The 19,095-nt window shown below is 67.7% G+C and carries 9 protein-coding genes; all 9 read left to right on the top strand.

What is annotated here, in order from left to right; all coding sequences use genetic code 11:
• The 9 genes from KPL74_04015 (at window position 1) to treZ (ending at window position 19,095) form a co-directional block, all read left to right on the top strand.
• Window positions 1-300: a YciI family protein gene (locus KPL74_04015; protein QWT21185.1), complete on the top strand. Its 300-nt coding sequence runs from the start codon at window positions 1-3 to the stop codon at window positions 298-300.
• Between the two features lie 17 nt (window positions 301-317).
• Complete coding sequence (locus KPL74_04020) at window positions 318-560, top strand: BolA family transcriptional regulator (protein QWT22573.1); 243 nt, start codon at window positions 318-320, stop codon at window positions 558-560.
• 154 nt (window positions 561-714) lie between these two features.
• The gene (smc, locus tag KPL74_04025) at window positions 715-4,215 is read left to right on the top strand and encodes a chromosome segregation protein SMC (protein QWT21186.1); all 3,501 of its coding nucleotides are present in this window, start codon (window positions 715-717) and stop codon (window positions 4,213-4,215) included.
• A 26-nt stretch (window positions 4,216-4,241) separates the two neighbouring features.
• Window positions 4,242-5,471, top strand: coding sequence for a cell division protein ZipA (gene zipA, locus KPL74_04030; GenBank protein ID QWT21187.1), 1,230 nt, complete (start codon window positions 4,242-4,244; stop codon window positions 5,469-5,471).
• A gap of 979 nt (window positions 5,472-6,450) precedes the next feature.
• Complete coding sequence (locus KPL74_04035) at window positions 6,451-9,723, top strand: DUF3416 domain-containing protein (protein ID QWT21188.1); 3,273 nt, start codon at window positions 6,451-6,453, stop codon at window positions 9,721-9,723.
• Between the two features lie 3 nt (window positions 9,724-9,726).
• A complete protein-coding gene (gene treS, locus KPL74_04040; protein ID QWT21189.1) occupies window positions 9,727-13,044 on the top strand; it encodes a maltose alpha-D-glucosyltransferase in 3,318 nt (1,105 codons plus the stop codon).
• On the top strand, window positions 13,041-15,227 hold the full coding sequence (gene glgB, locus KPL74_04045; GenBank protein ID QWT21190.1) for a 1,4-alpha-glucan branching protein GlgB: 2,187 nt from the start codon (window positions 13,041-13,043) through the stop codon (window positions 15,225-15,227). The genes treS and glgB overlap by 4 nt, the downstream gene beginning before the upstream one ends.
• Window positions 15,228-15,238: 11 nt before the next feature.
• A complete protein-coding gene (glgX, locus tag KPL74_04050) occupies window positions 15,239-17,347 on the top strand; it encodes a glycogen debranching protein GlgX (protein QWT21191.1) in 2,109 nt (702 codons plus the stop codon).
• Window positions 17,344-19,095, top strand: coding sequence for a malto-oligosyltrehalose trehalohydrolase (gene treZ / locus KPL74_04055; protein QWT21192.1), 1,752 nt, complete (start codon window positions 17,344-17,346; stop codon window positions 19,093-19,095). Before glgX ends, treZ begins: the two co-directional genes overlap by 4 nt.

Consider the following 19,095-nt stretch of genomic DNA (forward strand, 5'->3'; position numbering starts at 1 on the left):
ATGTATTACGCCATCACCGGCATCGACCACCCGGATTCGCTGGAAAAGCGCCTCTCGGTGCGCCCGGCCCACGTCGCCCGCCTGTCGGCGCTGAAGGAAGAGGGCCGCCTGAAGCTGGCCGGCCCGTTCCCGGCGATCGACAGCGAAGACCCGGGCGAGGCCGGTTTCACCGGCAGCCTGATCGTCGCCGAGTTCGAAAGCCTGCAGGCCGCCCAGGCCTGGGCCGATGCCGACCCGTACATCGGCGCCGGCGTCTATAAGGAAGTGACGGTCCGCCCGTTCAAAGTGGTCCTGCCGTGACCGCCGAGAAGGTCGCGATGATCCGCCAGCGCCTGACCGAGGCGCTGGTACCGCTGGAGCTGGACGTGATCGACGAGGGGCACAAGCACGCCGGTCACTCGGGCGAGGGCAAGGGGCATTTCTTCGCCCGGATCGTCAGCGCCGCGTTCGCCGGGAAGAATCCGATCCAGCGGCACCGGATGGTGTATGAGGCGTTGGGGGACATGATGCCTGGCGGGATCCATGCGCTTTCGATTGAGGCTCGGGCGCCTGGGGAGTAAGCGGGTATCTTGCTTCGCGCGCGGGCGCGCTCCTACATTTCAATAGCTTACCTTCGCTTCTTCGCGTACTTTCGCGTATTGCGCCGCGACCCCCTCACTGGCAAAGTGACCGATCAGCCAAGGGGTGGCTGCCGCTTTCCTCACGGAACCCAACATGCGTCTGACCACGATCAAGCTGGCGGGGTTCAAGTCCTTCGTGGACCCGACCACGCTGCACCTGCCCACCAACATGACCGGCGTCGTCGGTCCGAATGGCTGTGGCAAGTCGAACATCATCGACGCCATCCGCTGGGTCATGGGCGAATCCGCGGCCAGCCGCCTGCGTGGCGACTCGCTCACCGACGTGATCTTTTCCGGCTCCAGCGCGCGCAAGCCGGTCGGCCAGGCCGCGGTCGAGCTGATCTTCGATAACGGCGACGGCACCATCCAGGGCGAATACGCCAGCTTCGCCGAGATCTCGGTCAAGCGCATCGTCAGCCGCGACGGCCAGTCGTCCTATTACCTCAATGGCGCGCGCTGCCGCCGCCGCGACATCACCGACCTGTTCCTCGGCACCGGCCTGGGCCCGCGTTCCTACTCGATCATCGAGCAGGGCATGATCAGCCAGATCATCGAGGCGGCCCCGGAAGAACTGCGCACCCACCTGGAAGAGGCCGCCGGCATCTCCAAGTACAAGGAGCGCCGCAAGGAAACCGAGAGCCGGATCAAATCCACCCGCGAAAACCTCGACCGCGTGCGCGACGTGCGCGACGAGGTGGAAAAGCAGCTGGACCACCTCAACCGCCAGGCCCGCGCCGCCGAACGCTGGAAGGCCTTCAAGGAAGAGCAGACCCGCCGCGAAGCCGAGCTGCGCGCCCTCGAATACCGCACGCTGGATCGCCAGCGGCAGGGCGAAGGCTCCGGCCTGCGCGAGTTCGAGCTGGAGATCGAAAAACACACGGCCACCCAGCGCCAGGTCGAAGCGCAGATGGAGACGGTGCGCGAGCGCCACCAGGGCGCGAGCGAACACCTCAACCAGGTCCAGGCCGAGGTCTACAAGGTCGGCGCCGAGATCGCCCGCGTCGAGCAGCAGGTGCGGCACAACCGTGACCTGGCCGAGCGCCTGACCCGGTCCAAGGCGGAGACCGAGCGCGAGTTGGGCGAGCTGCAAGGCCACATCAGCACCGACCGCGAGCAGATCGAGACGCTGCGCATGGCGCTGGCCGAGGGCGAACCGAAGCTCGAAGCGCTGCAGCAGGTCCAGGAAGAAACCGGCGAGCAGCAGCGCGCCACCGAATCGCGGCTGGCCGACTGGCAGCAGCGCTGGGACACCCACACCCGCGGTGCGTCCGAATCCACCCGCGCCGCCGAAGTGGAGCGGACCAAGCTCGCCTACCTCGACCGCCAGGCGGTCGACCTGGCCCGTCGTCGCGAGGCGCTGGAAACCGAGCAGCGGGCGACCGACGTCGCCGCGCTCGACGCCGCCGCCGAACAGCTCGATATCGAACACGACACCCAGCGCGAACGCGTGGAGCAGATGGGCGGCGTGCTCGACCAGCACAAGGTCGCCTACGAGCGCGTGCTCGACGACGAACGCCAGGTGCAGTCGGCGTTGAACGACGCCCGCCAGCAGCTGCAGACCGCACGCGGCCGCCAGGCCTCGCTCGAAGCCCTGCAGACCGCCGCGCTGGGCCAGGAAGAATCCGCCGCGACTGGCTGGCTGAAACGCCTCGGCCTGGCCAGCGCGCGCCGCCTCGGCGAAGCGTTGCAGGTCGACGCCGGTTACGAATCGGCCGTGGAAACCGTGCTGGCCGGCGTGCTCGACGGCGTGCTGGTCGATGCGCCCGCCGCGCTCGTCCCCGAGTTCCCGAGCCTCGGCGACGCCGACGTCGCCCTGTTCGCCAGCGAGAAGGGTGGCCCCGGTGCCGCCGGTACGCTGGCCGGCTATGTGCGCGGCCCCGCCGCCGCCGTGGCGCTGCTCTCCAACGTGTTCGTCGCCGACTCGGTCGACGACGCCGCGGCGCGCGTGTCGTCGTTGTCGCCGGGCCAGTCGGTGATCACCCGCGACGGCGCCTGGATGGGCCCGGGCTGGACCCGCGTGCTGCGCGCGCAGGGCAACCAGGTCGGCGTGCTCGCCCGCGAGCGCGATATCCGCCAGCTCGCCGAACAGATCGAAAGCCTCGAAGCGACCATCGAGGAACGCACCGAACAGCTCGAAGACCTGCGCACGCGCAAGTTCGAAACCGAACGCCAGCGCGACGACGCGCAGCGTGAGCTGTATGCGGCGCACCGTCGCCTCTCCGAACTGGCCGGCCAGCTGCAGAGCCAGCGCGGCAAGATGGAGACCGCGCGTGCGCGCGCCGAGAAAGTCGGTGGCGAAATCAGCACGCTGGTCGACCAGCTCGACGAACTGGAAGGGCAGACCCGCGAGGCGCGTGCGCGCCTGGACGAAGCCGTCGGCCACATGGGCGATCGCGAAGACGAACGCCGCGGCCTGGAGAACGAGCGCCGCGACCTGCTCGAGGCCCGCGAAGAAGCCCGCATGAATGCCCGCGAGGCCGCGGACCAGTCGCACCAGCTGGCGCTCGGCATCGAATCCAAGCGCTCCGCGCTCAGCTCGCTCGAACAGGCCCTCGGCCGCCTCGACACCCAGCTGCGCCAGGTGACGATGCGCCTGGACGAGATCGAAGACCAGCTGGCCGCCGGCTCCGATCCCATCGTCGAGCTGGAAGCAGAACGCCAGACCTACCTCGACCAGCGCCTGCTGGTCGATCGCCAGCTGGTGGAAGCACGCCGCGCGGTGGAAGACTGCGACGCCGAATTCCGCCGGCTCGAACAGGAACGCCAGCGCGTCGAACACGTGCTCGGCCAGGTCCGCGAAAGCGTGGCCGAGAAGCGCCTCGCCGCACAGGCGCTGCAGTTGCGCGCCGAACAGCTGGCCCAGGCGATCGCGGCCTCCGGCCTGGAACTGGAGGCGCTGCTGGCCGAACTGGCCGAAGACGCCGAGCCCTCGCAGTGGCAGGGACAGCTGTCCGACCTCGCCTCGAAGATCGCACGCCTGGAGCCGGTCAACCTCGCGGCGATCCAGGAACACGCCGAGCAGTCGCAGCGCAAGGAGTACCTGGATTCGCAGCTGCTCGACCTGACCAGCGCGATGGAAACCCTGGAGGGCGCGATCAAGAAGATCGATCGCGAGACCCGCCAGCGCTTCAAGGAAACCTTCGACCGCGTGAATGCCGGCGTGCAGGAGCTGTTCCCGCGCCTGTTCGGTGGCGGCCATGCCTACCTCGAACTCACCGGCGAAGACCTGCTCGACACCGGCGTGGCGATCATGGCGCGCCCGCCGGGCAAGCGTGTATCCAACATCAACCTGCTATCCGGCGGCGAGAAAGCGCTCACCGCCGTGTCGCTGGTGTTCGCCATCTTCGGCCTCAATCCCGCCCCGTTCTGCCTGCTGGACGAGGTGGACGCACCGCTGGACGAAGCGAACGTCGGTCGCTTCTCCGCCATGGTGCGCGAGATGAGCGAGAAGGTGCAGTTCATCTTCGTCAGCCACAACAAGGCCACGATGGAAGCCGCACATCAGCTGTGTGGCGTTACCATGCGTGAGCCGGGCGTGTCGCGCCTGGTCCAGGTCGACCTGGCCGAGGCATCCAAGCTCGCCGGCGTTGCCTGAGCACTACCAAAGGAATCACTGCTCCCATGAATCCCGCCATCGGCCTCGCCTGGAACCCTGCCGTCGGCATCCCGATGCTCTTCGTCGGCATCGTCGTGCTCGTGCTGCTCTGGCTGTTTGGCCAGCCGCGCAAGGAGCAGGGCCGGCGCAAGCCGATGCCCGAACAGCCCGAGCGCGCGCGCGAACGCCGCGAACCCTCGTTCGGTGGCGATGAGCGCCAGGGCGACGACAACCTGTCGTTCAGCGCCCGCGACGACGCCTTCGACGCGCGCGACTACGACAGCCGCGAGCCGCTGGCCCGCGACGACGACGCCAACGACCCGCTGTTCCGTCCGTCGCCGAAGCAGGGCGAGCTGGACGTCGACCTGCGCGCCGAACTCGAACGCCTCGGCGCCTCGCTCAGCGACCAGCGCAACCCGGCCGCCGATCCGCGCACGCCGATCACCGACCCACGCAGCTCCTCGGCTGCCGACATGGATCCGTACGAGCCGGCCCCGCGCGCTGGCCAGCGCACCGAACCGCGGATCGACTTCGACCTGCCGTTCGACCTCGACGAACCGGCCGGCGGCGCCCGCGCCCCAGCCCAGCCGGCCGGCGGCCCCCGCGCACCGGCTTCGGCCCAACCGACGGGCGGCGCCCGCGCACCGGATCCGACCCAGTCGACCGGCCACGCACCCACGCCGCCGCCCGTGCAGCCGCCGGTGACCCAGGCCGCCGCACCGGCCCCGGTCCCGATGCCGCCCAAGCCGACGCCGGCGCCGGTGAAGACCCCGCCGCGCTCGGACCTCGGCCGCCGGCCGCCCAGCGCCCCGGTCGAACGCATCGTCAGCCTGTATGTCGTCTCGCGCGAAGGCCAGCGCTTCCAGGGCTCCGACCTGGTGGTCGCCGCCGAGAAGGCCGGCCTGGAATTCGGCGACATGGGCATCTACCACCGGCTGGTCGATGGCCACCCGGAAAAGGGCCCGATCTTCAGCGTGGCGAACCTGGTGAAGCCGGGTAACTTCGACATGGCGCGCATCGCGACCCTGCAGACGCCGGGCCTGTCGTTCTTCATGGCCCTGCCGGGCCCGATCGCTGCGCTGGATGCCTGGGATGCGATGCTGCCGACCGCGCAGCGCCTGGCGGAGCTGCTTGATGGCCTGGTGCTGGACGAGGAGCGCAATGCGCTCGGTCGCCAGCGCATCGCGCATATCCGCGATGAGCTCCGCGGCTGGGACCGCGGCCACGAAGGCGAAGAAATCAAATTCGGGCAGTAACACGACGGCCGTCGGGCCGGCCTCTGCGCGGCGCTCGGGCGTGGTTGCGGGAAGAGCCCTCGGCGCCTACCCTCGCTGCTCAGACAGCGTTCTGGCGTGCGATAGGGAGGGGCTGCTCCGCAGCCCATCTTCTTATTGGCCTGCGGCCGCGCACCGGGTGCCGGGCGGAGGTTCTTGATTCGGCATCCTGCCTCAACAAGAACGGCCGGCCATCGTGGCCGGCCCCCTGCGGGCTTCTTCCGCCCGGCCCCCTCGCCGCCACGAACTCGCCTCGAGGGTAGGCGCCGAGGGCTCTTCCTCCACGTTCCCGCAAGCTGGTCTGGACGGCCGAGGCACCGCGGCAGCTCTTGTAGGAGCGCGCCTGCGCGCGATTCAACGATACAGCGGCATATCAACGATACGGCAGCGTAGAACCACACGAGAAATGCGCCTGCGTTCGCATAGCCAACGACGTGATGACGTTGGCGCCTGTCGCTCCGACTCGTACGAACGTACTCGACGTACATCGAATGAATATTCCTACATCGAATGGATATTTCGATGTACTCGTCGCCGTCGTCGCACACCCCAATCGCGCGCAGGCGCGCTCCTACAACAGCTGGTGCGTGGTGGCGTGGCCGTCCAAACCGGATCGCGGGAAGGGTGAGGAGAGTCCTCGGTGCCTACCCTCGAGGCGAGTTCCGCACAAGCGAACGGCCGCAGGCCAATAAATACATGGGCCGCGGCTGCGGCCACCCTTATCGAGCGCGGAGGACCTGTCTGAGCAGCGAGGGTAGGCACCGAGGGCTCTCGCACCGTAGCGCCCGAGCGCCGCGCAGACCCACACCGTGCCGACACCTCCGGCCACGCCACAGGCCAATTCACGAAACGGCAACACCCCCATGCGCCAATGTGAGTGCTCCGCGTGCCCGGGTCATTGGCACGATGCACACATCCGGCCCGGCATGCTTGTGTCCAATCCCCGAGGGAACACGAGGCAATGTCGTCGAGCATGCGTGCGCCTTTCTGCATTTACTACCTGCACCCACTCATCGCCGGCCCGATGACGGCCTGGAATGCGTGGATCGACCACGCGGCTAGCCTCGGCTTCCGCCAACTCCTGATCGCACCCCCGTTCGAACCCTCCGCCACCGGTGACGTTTTCGTCACGCGCGACTTCGACCGGATGAACCCCGCGCTGGGTAACGACGGCGATGCCACCACGCGCCTGGAACAGCTTGCCAAGGCCTGTCGTGCGCGTAACCTCGAGCTCTGGCTCGACCTGCCGCTGGACGAACTGGCTTCGGATGCGCCCGTGCGGGCGCAGAATCCCGAGTGGTTTCGCGCCGTCGCCACCGAGCACGGCACGCCCGATCCGCGCTGGACGCCGAGTGAGAGCGATAGCGCGCGCTGGCGCCTGAACGATCCCGATGTCGCCGTGGCCGCCACGACCTGGTGGACCGAACGCCTGCTGCGCTGGGCGAAGGCTGGCGTGCTGGGTTTCCGCCTCATGCATCCGCAGCGGCTGAAGGCGAGTGCGTGGAAGACGCTGATCGATGCCGTGCATGCCGAATCGCCGGGCGTTGGCTTCGTCGCATGGACCCCCGGCAGCTCGCCGGAGGATCTTGCGGCGCTGGTTGGGTCGGGTGTCGATGCGGTGGTCAACTCGGCGGCGTGGTGGGACTTCCGTTCGCCGTGGTTCGCCGACGAGGCCGCGCGGCTGCAGGCGATCGCACCGGCGATGGCCTGCACCGAGGAGCCGTTCGCTGCGCGCCTCGGCGATGAGCTTGGCGAAGAGAACCAGCTCGACCATGCCTACCGGCGCGCCATCGCCTTCGCGGCCACCGCGCCGGCGGGCTGGCTGATGCCGATGGGTTTCGAATATGCCGCGCACGATCCGCTCGATCCGCGTCGTGGCCGTTCGCTGACGCCGACGGAGCTTGCCGCCAATGCACCGGACGACCTGACCGACACCGTGAAGGCGGCGAACCAGGCCGTCGGCGAAGACGTGCCGGGCTTGCCGACGATCCATGCGCACGGCGGCGTTGCCTCGTTCCTCAGCGTGGCGGGTGCCGATCCGCGCACGGCCGCGCAGGCGACGCTCACGTTGGTCAATGCCTCGCTCGATCGCGACGTGCTGGTCCGCGCGGGCGACGCGCTGGCCGGCGCCGCCAGTCATTTCGCGCCCTGGACGAGTCCGGATGGGCGCAAGGTTTTCGACCAGGGAGACGATGTGTTACTTGAACCCGGCGCAGTACTCACGCTTACCGGCACGCCGGGTAGCCACGTGAAGCGCAAGCTTGGCGCCTCGGCGCAGAAGGAATGGCTGGCCGCATCCACCAGTGCGCCGCGCGTGGTGATCGAAGCGGTGCAGCCGACCGTCGATGGTGGCCAGTTCCCCGCCAAGCGCGTGGTCGGCCAGCCGGTAGTCGTCACCGCCGACATCTACATCGATGGCCACGAAGTGCTGGCTGCCCGGCTGCGTTATCGCACCCAGGACGAGAAGGCCTGGCGCGAAGTGGTGATGGAGCCGGTCAACAACGACATCCACACGGCGACCTTCACGCCCACTCGGATTGGCCGTTACGAGTTCCAGGTGGAAGCCTGGCGCGATCCTTACGGCAGCTACCACCACGAACTGGAAGTGAAGCATGCCGCGGGCGTGCCGATCGCGCTGGAGCTGGAAGAGGGCAGGTTGCTGGTCGAGGCCCGTGCGAAGGATGCATCGGGGCCGAAGGCCAAGGCGCTGCGCACGCTGGCCAGCAGCGTCGCCAAAGCGCAGGGCGAGGAGCGTGTCGAGCTGTTGCTGGCCGACAGCACCGTCGAACTGATGGCCGCGACCGACCCGCGCACGCGGATGACCCGCACCGATGCCTACCTGGTCGAGGTGGATCGCCGCGAGGCGATGTTCGCCAGCTGGTACGAGCTGTTCCCGCGCTCGATGACCGACGACAAGAAGAAGCACGGCACCTTCCGCAACACCATCGCGCGCCTGCCTGCGGTGCGCGACATGGGTTTCGACGTGCTGTATTTCCCGCCGATCCACCCGATCGGCACCGCGTTCCGCAAGGGACCGAACAACACGCTCACGCCGGGCCCGGACGATCCCGGCAGCCCGTACGCGATCGGCTCACCCGACGGCGGCCACACCGCGCTGCATCCGCAGCTGGGGACCATGGACGACTTCCGCGCGCTGCGCGATGCCGCCCGCGACCACGGCCTCGAGCTGGCGATGGACTTCGCGATCCAGTGCTCGCAGGACCATCCCTGGCTGAAGGAACACCCGGAATGGTTCGACTGGCGCCCGGACGGCAGCATCAAGTACGCCGAAAACCCACCGAAGAAATACCAGGACATCGTCAACGTCGACTTCTATGCCGACGGTGCGATCCCGTCGCTGTGGCAGGCGCTGTGCGACGCGGTGTTGTTCTGGGCCGCCGAGGGCGTGCGCACCTTCCGCGTCGATAACCCGCATACCAAGCCGTTTCCGTTCTGGGAATGGATGATCGGGCGCGTCCGCGCGAAGTACCCCGACACGCTGTTCCTCTCCGAGGCATTCACCCGGCCCAAGCCGATGTATCGCCTGGCCAAGGTCGGCTTCAGCCAGTCGTATACGTACTTCACCTGGCGCAACTCGAAGCAGGAATTCGTCGACTACCTCACCGAACTGACGACCACGCCGCCGAAGGATTTCTTCCGGCCGAACTTCTTCGTCAACACACCCGACATCGATCCGTATTTCCTGCAGACCTCCGGCCGGCCGGGCTTCCTGATCCGTGCCGCGCTGGCGACGACGCTGTCCGGCCTGTGGGGCATGTATTCCGGATTCGAGATCTGCGAATCCGCACCGATGCCGGGCAAGGAGGAGTACCTGGATTCGGAGAAGTACGAAATCCGCATCCGCGACTTCGACGCGCCCGGCAACATCGTCGCCGAGATCACCCAGCTCAACCAGATCCGCCGCGCGCATCCCGCGCTGCAAAGCCACCTGGGCGTTCGCTTCCTTCCCGCGAACAACGACCAGGTGCTGTTCTTCGAAAAGCGCTCGGGCGACGACGTCGTGCTGGTAGCCATCAGCATGGACCCGCACAACGCCCAGTCCGCCGACCTCACCTTGCCGCTGGGCGACTGGGGTTACGCAGGCGACGCGACGCTCGACATCCACGACCTCCTCCACACCCAACCCATCGCCTGGCGCGGGCCGGTACAGCATGTGTGGCTTGGCCTCGGCCAGCCTTATGCGATCTGGCATGTGCGGCTACCCGGAGTCTGATCCATGGCAACACGCGGCAAAGCCCCCAAGCAGGCCAAGGCACCTGAGTTCTCGAAGGATCCGCTCTGGTACAAGGACGCGATCATCTACCAGGTGCACCTCAAGTCGTACTTCGACTCCAACGATGATGGTGTCGGCGACTTCCAGGGCCTGATCGACAAACTGGACTACATCGCCGACCTGGGCGTGAATACGCTCTGGCTGTTGCCGTTCTATCCCAGCCCGCGCCGGGACGACGGCTACGACATCGCCGAGTACAAGGCGGTGCACGAGGACTACGGCAAGCTGGCCGACGCGAAGCGCTTCATCGCCGAAGCGCACAAGCGTGGCCTGCGCGTCATCACCGAGCTGGTCATCAACCACACCTCGGACCAGCACGTGTGGTTCCAGCGTGCGCGGCATGCGAAGAAAGGCTCGGCGGCGCGCAACTTCTACGTCTGGTCGGACACCGACCAGGCCTACGACGGCACGCGCATCATCTTCCTGGATACCGAGAAGTCCAACTGGACCTGGGATCCGGTGGCCGGCCAGTATTTCTGGCATCGCTTCTTCTCGCACCAGCCCGACCTGAACTTCGATAACCCGGCCGTGCTCAAGGCGGTGCTCGAAGTGATGCGTTTCTGGCTCGACATGGGCGTGGACGGCCTGCGCCTGGATGCCGTGCCGTACCTGATCGAGCGCGAGGGCACCAACAACGAGAACCTGCCCGAGACCCACCACATCCTCAAGCTGATGCGGGCGGAGATCGACCAGCACTATCCCGACCGCATGCTGCTGGCGGAAGCCAACCAGTGGCCTGAAGACACCCAGGATTATTTCGGCAAGGGCGACGAATGCCACATGGCATTCCACTTCCCGCTGATGCCGCGCATGTACATGGCGATCGCGCGCGAAGACCGCTTCCCGATCACCGACATCATGCGGCAGACCCCGGCGATCCCGGAGAACTGCCAGTGGGCGATCTTCCTGCGTAACCACGACGAGCTCACCCTCGAGATGGTCACCGATAACGAGCGCGACTACCTGTGGCAGACCTATGCCGCCGACCGGCGCGCGCGCATCAACCTCGGCATCCGTCGCCGCCTGGCGCCGCTGCTCGAGCGTGACCGTCGCCGTATCGAACTGATGAACTCGCTGCTGCTGACGATGCCGGGCACGCCCGTGCTGTACTACGGCGACGAGATCGGCATGGGCGATAACATCCACCTCGGCGATCGCGACGGCGTGCGTACGCCGATGCAGTGGTCGGTCGACCGCAACGGTGGTTTCTCGCGTGCCGATCCGGCCAGCCTGGTGCTGCCGCCGATCATGGATCCGCTGTACGGCTTCCAGGCGATCAACGTCGAGGCCCAGCAGCGCGACCCGCATTCGCTGCTGAACTGGACCCGGCGCATGCTCTCGGTGCGTAACCGCTACAAGGCGTTCGGCCGCGGCACGCTGAAGTTCCTCTACCCGGGTAACCGCAAGGTGCTGGCGTACCTGCGTGAGTTCGGTGGCGAGCACGTGCTCTGCGTGGCGAACATGTCGCGCACGCTGCAGGCGGTGGAGCTGGACCTGGCCTCGTTCGACGGCCAGGTGCCGGTCGACATCGTCGGTGGCACCTCGTTCCCGCCGGTCGGCCAGTTGCCCTACCTGCTCACCGTGCCGCCGTACGGCTTCTATGCCTTCCAGCTCTGCCCGAACGCGCAGATGCCGGAGTGGCACGAAGTGCCGGCCGAGCCGCTGCCCGATTACGAAACCCTGGTCGTGCGCGGCCCGCTGATCGAAGGTCCGGTGATGGAACACCATCGCGGCGTGATCGAGCGGCAGGTGCTGCCGGGTTACCTGGGCGTGCGTCGCTGGTTCGCCGCCAAGGACCGCGGAATCGAATCCGTGCACGTGCTGTACGCGGTGCCGTGGCCGGATCGCGGCGACGACCTGATCCTCACCGAGGTCGAAGCCACGCTCGCCGACGGTGGCAAGGAGCGCTACAGCCTGCCCGTGGGCATCGTCTGGGAAGAAGACAACCCGACCGCGCGTGCCCAGCAGCTTGCGCTGGCCCGCGTGCGCCGTGGCCGTCGCGTCGGCCTGCTCACCGATGGCTTCGCGCTGGAAGAGTTCGCCTCCGGCCTGCTGATCGGCCTGCGCAACGGCACCGAACTGCCGGTCGATGGCGCCGTGGTGCGCTTCGAAAAGACCGAGGCGTTCGACACCACGCAGTTCGACCCGGCGATCGAAAACCGCTGGATGACCGCGGAGCAGTCGAACAGCTCGATGATCCTGCACGACTCCGGCGTGGTGAAGCTGTTCCGCCGCACTTCGGCGGGGATCAACCCCGAGGTGGAAATGGGCCGGTTCCTCACCGAACACGGCTACGCCAACACCTCGCCGTTGCTCGGCGAAGTGGTGCGGGTCGGTGCGCAGGGCGAGCGGACCACGCTGGCCGTGTTGCAGGGCTTCCTGCGTAACCAGGGCGATGCATGGCGCTGGACGCTGGATTACCTGCGCCGCAGCTACGACGAGTACAGCCATTCCTCCGACGACGAGCGCAAGGCCGAGATCGAAGCCGGCTACGACGCGTTCGCCGCGGCGGTGGGTACCCGCCTGGGCGAACTGCATGCCTTGCTGGCCACCCCGTCCGGTATCCCGGCGTTCGAGCCTGAAGTCGCGGATGCGGCGACGGACGATGCATGGGCCGCCGGCGTGCGTGCCCAGGTCGGACGTGCCTTGCTCGCCGTCGACAACGTGCGCGAGCTCAGCGACGAGCTGCGCGCCGACGTCGAGGCTCTGCGTGGGCTGGCCGGCGCGATGGAAGATCGCATCGGCCGTCTGGCGAAGGCAGGGAAGGGCGCCGTGCTGACCCGTATGCATGGCGACTTCCACCTCGGCCAGGTGCTGGTCGTGCAGGACGACGCGTACATCATCGACTTCGAAGGTGAGCCGGCGCGGACGCTGGAAGAACGCCGGGCGAAGAGCACGCCGCTGCGCGACGTGGCCGGCTTCCTGCGCTCGCTCGACTACGCGGCCGCCATGGCGCGTCGTGGCGAAGACGGGCTGGCCCCGGTCGAGGATCCGGGCTTCGGCGACTACCTGGCCCGCTTCCGCGAGCGTGCCTCGCTGGTCTTCCTGCGCGCCTACCGTGGCGTGCTGGACGCGGCGAAGCACCGCTGGGTCAGCGCCGATGCGCTGGCACCGCTGATCGAGCTGTTCGTGATCGAAAAGGCCGCCTACGAAGTGAACTACGAAGCGGCTAACCGTCCGGCGTGGCTGGACGTGCCCTTGCGCGGCCTGCTGCATGCCGCGCAGGGCGACACCGCACAGGAACTGGAGGAAGACACGTGATCGATCCGCGCACCCATGGCCTCGGCGACACCGCCGCGGTCGACGCCCTGGTTGAAGGCCGTCACGGCGACCCGTTCGCCCTGCTTGGGCCACACACCGTGGAGGGGCGTCGTTCCGTGCGCACGCTGCAGCCGGGGGCGCTGGGTGTCGAGGCGATCGATCCGGCCGGCAAGGTCATCGCCGAGCTGACCCGGATCCACGATGGTGGGCTGTTCGTCGGCTTCGTCGACGGCGATACGCCGTATCGCCTGCGGATCCGCTGGCCGTCGGCGTCGCACGACACGCATGATCCCTACGGGTTCGGCGTGTTGCTCGGCGACGACGACCTCGGCCGGCTCTCCGATGGCACCCACATCGAACTGTTCCGCTGCCTCGGCGCGCACCCGACCACCCGCGATGGCGTGAATGGCGTGCGCTTCGCGGTGTGGGCGCCGAACGCGCAACGGGTCAGCGTCGTCGGTGACTTCAACAGCTGGGACGGTCGCCGCCTGCCGATGCGCAAGCGCGTGCCGGCCGGCGTATGGGAGCTGTTCGTCCCCGGCCTGTTGCCCGGCGCACGTTACAAGTACGAGATCTGGGGTGCCGACGGATCGCTGACCCAACGCGCCGATCCGGTGGCGCTGGCCGCGGAACTGCCGCCGGCGACGGCGTCGATCGTCGCCGACCCGCAGGCCTTCCGCTGGACCGACGACGAGTGGCTGCGCCACCGCGGCAACCTGCATCACGCCGGTGCGCCGATCTCGATCTACGAGTTGCATCCCGGTTCCTGGCTGCGCGGCAAGGATGGCGCCGACCTGCACTGGGACGAGATCGGCGAGCGGCTGATTCCCTACGTCGCCGGCATGGGCTTCTCGCACATCGAGCTGTTGCCAGTGTCCGAGCATCCCTTCGGTGGTTCGTGGGGCTACCAGCCGCTGGGCCAGTTCGCGCCCGCCTCGCGATTCGGCACGCCGGAGGCATTCGCGCGCTTCGTCGACCGCTGCCACGAGGCCGGCGTCGGCGTCATCGTCGACTGGGTGCCGGCGCATTTCCCGACCGACATCCACGGTCTGGCCCACTTCGATGGCACGCCGCTGTATGAGCATGCCGATCCGCGCGAAGGCTTCCACCAGGACTGGAACACGCTGATCTACAACCTCGGCCGCAACGAGGTGTCGGCGTTCCTGGTCGCCAGCGCGCTGGCCTGGCTGGAGCGCTTCCACATCGACGGCCTGCGCGTGGACGCGGTGGCCTCGATGCTCTACCGCGACTACTCGCGCAAGCACGGCGAATGGGTGCCGAACATCCATGGTGGCCGCGAGAACCTGGAATCGATCGCCTTCCTGCGCCGGGTCAACCAGCTGATCGCCGAGCGCCATCCGGACTGCATGACTATCGCCGAGGAATCCACGGCATGGCCGGGGGTTACCCGGCCGGTCAACGAAGGCGGGCTGGGTTTCACCTTCAAGTGGAACATGGGCTGGATGCACGACTCGCTGGAATACATGTCGCGCGATCCGATCCACCGTCGCTGGCACCACGGCGAGATGACCTTCAGCATGGTCTACGCGTACTCCGAGAAGTACGTGTTGCCGCTGTCCCACGACGAAGTGGTGCACGGCAAGCGCTCGCTGCTGGGACGCATGCCGGGCGATGAGTGGCAGCGCTTCGCCAACCTGCGCGCGTACTACGGCTTCATGTGGGCGCACCCGGGCAAGAAGCTGTTGTTCACCGGCGGCGAGATCGCCCAGCCGCACGAGTGGAACCACGACGCGCAGATCGCGTGGGAACTGCTCGATGCGCCCCTGCACCTGGGCGTGCAGAAGCTGGTGCGCGACCTCAACCGCTTCTACGCCGCCACCCCGGCGATGCACGGCTGGGATAGCGACGACCGTGGCTTCCGCTGGGTGATCGGCGACGGCGCCGAGCACAGCGTATTTGCCTGGCTGCGTTACGCCGAGGGCGGCAGGCCGGTGCTGGTGGTCTGCAACATGACGCCGACGCCCAGCCACGGCTTCCGCATCGGCGTGCCCGAAGGCGGTCGCTGGCGTGAAGCGATTAACTCCGACGCCACCGAGTACGGTGGATCCGGCGTCGGCAACGAAGGCGAGCGCCATGCCCAGGGCGTGGCCTCGCACGGTTTCGACCAATCCCTGGTGCTTAGCCTGCCACCCCTGTCCACGCTGATGTTCGTGGCCGACTGAAGAGGATCTAGATGCCCGCACTTCCCGAACGCATGCAATCCGGATCGCCGTATCCGCTCGGCGCCACCTGCGATGGCATGGGTACGAACTTCGCCGTGTTCTCCGCCCACGCGGAGCGCATCGAGCTATGCCTGTTCGACCCGTCCGGCAAGCGCGAAATCGCGCGTTACGACCTGCCCGAATGCACCGACGAGGTCTTCCACGGTTACCTGCCGCGCGTGCGTGGCGGGACGCTGTACGGCTTGCGGGCGCATGGCCCGTACGTGCCGGAGGAGGGCCACCGCTTCAACCCGAACAAGCTCCTGCTCGATCCCTACGCACGCCTGCTGCACGGTCAGGTGCGCTGGAGCGACGCCTTGCACGGTTATCGCGTCGCCTCGCCACGCGCCGACCTTTCGTTCGACCGCCGCGACAGCGCGGCGGCGATGCCCAAGGCGGTGGTGGTCGACGAGCCGATGCACTGGACCCAGGGCAACCGGCCGCACACGCCGTGGAACGAAACGGTGATCTACGAAACCCACCTGCGTGGGTTCACCCGTACGCTGAAGCGGATCCGCCAGCACGAACGGGGCACCTTCATCGCCCTGGCCGATCCGTATGTCATCGACTACCTGGTCAAGCTCGGCGTCACGGCGGTGGAACTGCTTCCCGTGCACGCGTTCCTGCAGGACCGCCGCCTTGCCGAGATGAAGCTGCGCAACTACTGGGGCTACAACACCCTGGCGTTCTTCGCGCCCGAACCGGCTTACCTGGCCGAAGGCGCGCTCAACGAGATCCGTGCCGCGGTGCAGGCCCTGCATGCCGCCGGCATCGAAGTGATCCTCGACGTGGTCTACAACCACACCTGCGAAGGCAGCGAGCTGGGCACGACGATGTCGTTCCGCGGCCTGGACAACAAGAGCTACTACCGCCTGATGGCGGACAACCCGCGCTACTGCATCAACGACACCGGCACCGGCAACACGGTGAACACGGCCCACCCGCGCGTGCTGCAGCTGGTGATGGATTCCCTGCGCTACTGGGCGAACACCTTCCACGTGGACGGCTTCCGCTTCGATCTCGGCGTGAGCCTGGGCCGCGAGGAACACGGTTTCGATCCCAACTGCGGCCTGTTCGACGCGATGCGCCAGGATCCGGTGCTGGCCAACGTCAAGCTGATCTCCGAGCCGTGGGACATCGGCCCGGGTGGCTACCAGCTGGGTAACCACCCGCCGGGCTTCGCCGAATGGAACGGCAAGTTCCGCGACGACGTACGCAAGGTCTGGAAGGGCGACTCCAACATGCGCGGCGTCCTCGCCGGACGCCTGCAGGCCTCGGGCGAATTGTTCGACCACCAGAAGCGCAAGCCGTGGGCGTCGGTGAACTTCATCACCGCGCACGACGGCTTCACCCTCGAAGACCTGGTCAGCTACAACGACAAGCACAACCTTGCCAACGGCGAAGACAACCGCGATGGCGGCAACGACAACGAGAGCTTCAACCACGGTGTCGAAGGCCCCAGCGACGATCCGGCGGTGCGCACCGCGCGCGACCGGGTCAAGCGCGCGATGCTGTCGACGATGTTCTTCTCGCACGGCACGCCGATGCTGCTGGGCGGCGACGAGTTCGGCCGCACCCAGGATGGCAACAACAATGCCTACTGCCAGGACAACGAGCTGTCCTGGTACGACTGGAAGCGCGCGAACTCGGACGCGGGCAGGGAACTGACCGACTTCGTCGGACGCCTGGTCCGCCTGCGCCAGCAACACCCGACCCTGCGTGCCGCGCACTTCCTGCGTGGCGACACCGAGGTCGTGCCGGGCATGCGCGAGGTGGCCTGGTTCGACGAGAGCGGCTCGGAGATGACCCTGGATACCTGGGGCTACACCGAGGGCCGCCTGCTCGCGCTGCGCCGCGCCCAGGCCTATGGCGAGCGCCGCGCCGACGTCACCCTGGTGATGATCAACGCGACGGCCGAGATGCACGTGTTCCACCTGCCGCAGCCCGCGGCCAGCTGGCGGCTACGCTGCAACAGCGCGCAGCCGACGACGGCCGAAGTCGCCTGGAGCGAACCGACGATCGAAGTGGAAGGGCATAGCGTGGTCCTGCTCGCCGCGACGGTGCGGATGGACCCGGCATGATCGGCAAGTTCCATCACGCCATGCCGTACGGTGCGCGCCTGCTCGCGGATGGCAACACCCGCTTCCGCCTGTGGGCACCCGACGTGGACAGCGTCTCGCTGGAATGCGCCGACGGCCATGTCGCCGAGATGCGTGCGCTCGACGACGGCTGGTTCGAATGCATCTGCCCGCGCGGCGTCGATTGCGCCTACCGCTTCCGCATCGGCGCCGACCTCGCCGTACCCGATCCGGCCTCGCGGCGTCAGCGCGACGGCGACGTGCACGGCTACAGCGTCGTCGTCGATCCCGGCGCCTACACCTGGCGTCACGCAGGCTGGCAGGGCAGGCCGTGGCGCGACACCGTGCTTTACGAATTACACGTCGGCGCCTTCGGTGGCTTCGCCGGCGTGGAGAAGGCCTTGCCCGGCCTCGCCGCGCTCGGTGTCACCGCGGTGGAGCTGATGCCGATCGCCGAGTTCGCCGGCTCGCGCAACTGGGGCTATGACGGCGTGCTGCCGTATGCACCGGCCGCGGCCTACGGGACCCCCGACGAACTGAAGTCGATGGTCGATACGGCGCATGGGCTGGGCCTGATGGTCTTCCTCGACGTGGTCTACAACCACTTCGGTCCCGACGGTAATTACCTGCACGCCTACGCGTCGGGCTTCTTCGACGAGGGCGCGGACACCCCGTGGGGTTCCGCGATCGGCGTCGCCACGCCGCAGGTCGGCGACTACTTCGTCCACAACGCGCTGTACTGGATCGAGGAATACCAGCTCGACGGCCTGCGCTTCGACGCCGTCCATGCGATCGGCAATCCCGGCTGGCTGTCGTCGCTGGCCTCGCGCGTGCACGCCGCGGTCGGTGGCGAGCGGCACGTGCACCTGGTGCTCGAGAATGAAGCCAACCAGGCTAACCTGCTGGGCCGCGGCCGCTTCGACGCGCAGTGGAACGACGACTTCCACAATGCGTTGCATGTGCTGCTCACCGGTGAGCAGGAGGGCTACTACGCCCACTACCTGCCGCCGATGCCGCGCCTGTTGCGGACCCTGCGCGAAGGCTTCGCCTTCCAGGGCGAGCCGATGGGTGGCAAGCGTCGCGGCGAACCCAGCGGCCATCTGTCGCCGCTGCGCTTCGTCAACTTCCTGCAGAACCACGACCAGGTCGGCAACCGCGCCTTCGGCGACCGGCTGACCACGCTGGTCGAGCCGGCGGTGGTCGAAGCCGCGCTGGCCTTGCTCCTGCTCGCACCGTTCGTGCCGATGCTGTTCATGGGCGAGGAGCACGGCAGCCGCACGCCGTTCCTGTTCTTCACCGACTTCCCCGGGGAAGACCTGCGCAAGGCCGTGCGTGACGGTCGCCGTCGCGAGTTCGCCGCGTTCACGCAGTTTGGTGGCGAAGAGATCCCCGATCCGAACGAACACGATACCTTCGGCCGTTCCGTCCCCGAGCCCGACGCGGCGCTGGGCGCTGCGCGGAATGAACTGGTGAAGCGCCTGATCGCGCTGCGCTCGAAACATATTGCGCCACACCTCGACGACGCGACGAGCCGCGGCGCGGAGGCGCTGGGCGAGAAGGCGCTGCGTGCAGCGTGGACGCTCGGCGGCGGCACGCTGTCCCTGTACGTCAATCTCGGCGACGTCGACGTCACGGTCGCCCAACCACCATCCCCCGCGGCGGCGTGGCTACACGGCGACGCGGCCGACATTGCTTCCCTTTCGCGCGGCCTGCTCCCCGCCCGTCGCGCGCTTGCCTGCCTGGAGTCCTGA

The organism is Bacillus sp. NP157 (assembly GCA_018889975.1).
Taxonomy (GTDB): domain Bacteria; phylum Pseudomonadota; class Gammaproteobacteria; order Xanthomonadales; family Rhodanobacteraceae; genus Luteibacter.

What these genes read in the sequence shown, in the direction of transcription:
- KPL74_04015 (QWT21185.1), top strand. Translation starts at nt 1, where the DNA reads ATGTATTACGCCATCACCGGCATCGACCACCCGGATTCGCTGGAAAAG.
- KPL74_04020 (QWT22573.1), top strand. Translation starts at nt 318, where the DNA reads ATGATCCGCCAGCGCCTGACCGAGGCGCTGGTACCGCTGGAGCTGGAC.
- smc (QWT21186.1), top strand. Translation starts at nt 715, where the DNA reads ATGCGTCTGACCACGATCAAGCTGGCGGGGTTCAAGTCCTTCGTGGAC.
- zipA (QWT21187.1), top strand. Translation starts at nt 4,242, where the DNA reads ATGAATCCCGCCATCGGCCTCGCCTGGAACCCTGCCGTCGGCATCCCG.
- KPL74_04035 (QWT21188.1), top strand. Translation starts at nt 6,451, where the DNA reads ATGTCGTCGAGCATGCGTGCGCCTTTCTGCATTTACTACCTGCACCCA.
- treS (QWT21189.1), top strand. Translation starts at nt 9,727, where the DNA reads ATGGCAACACGCGGCAAAGCCCCCAAGCAGGCCAAGGCACCTGAGTTC.
- glgX (QWT21191.1), top strand. Translation starts at nt 15,239, where the DNA reads ATGCCCGCACTTCCCGAACGCATGCAATCCGGATCGCCGTATCCGCTC.
- treZ (QWT21192.1), top strand. Translation starts at nt 17,344, where the DNA reads ATGATCGGCAAGTTCCATCACGCCATGCCGTACGGTGCGCGCCTGCTC.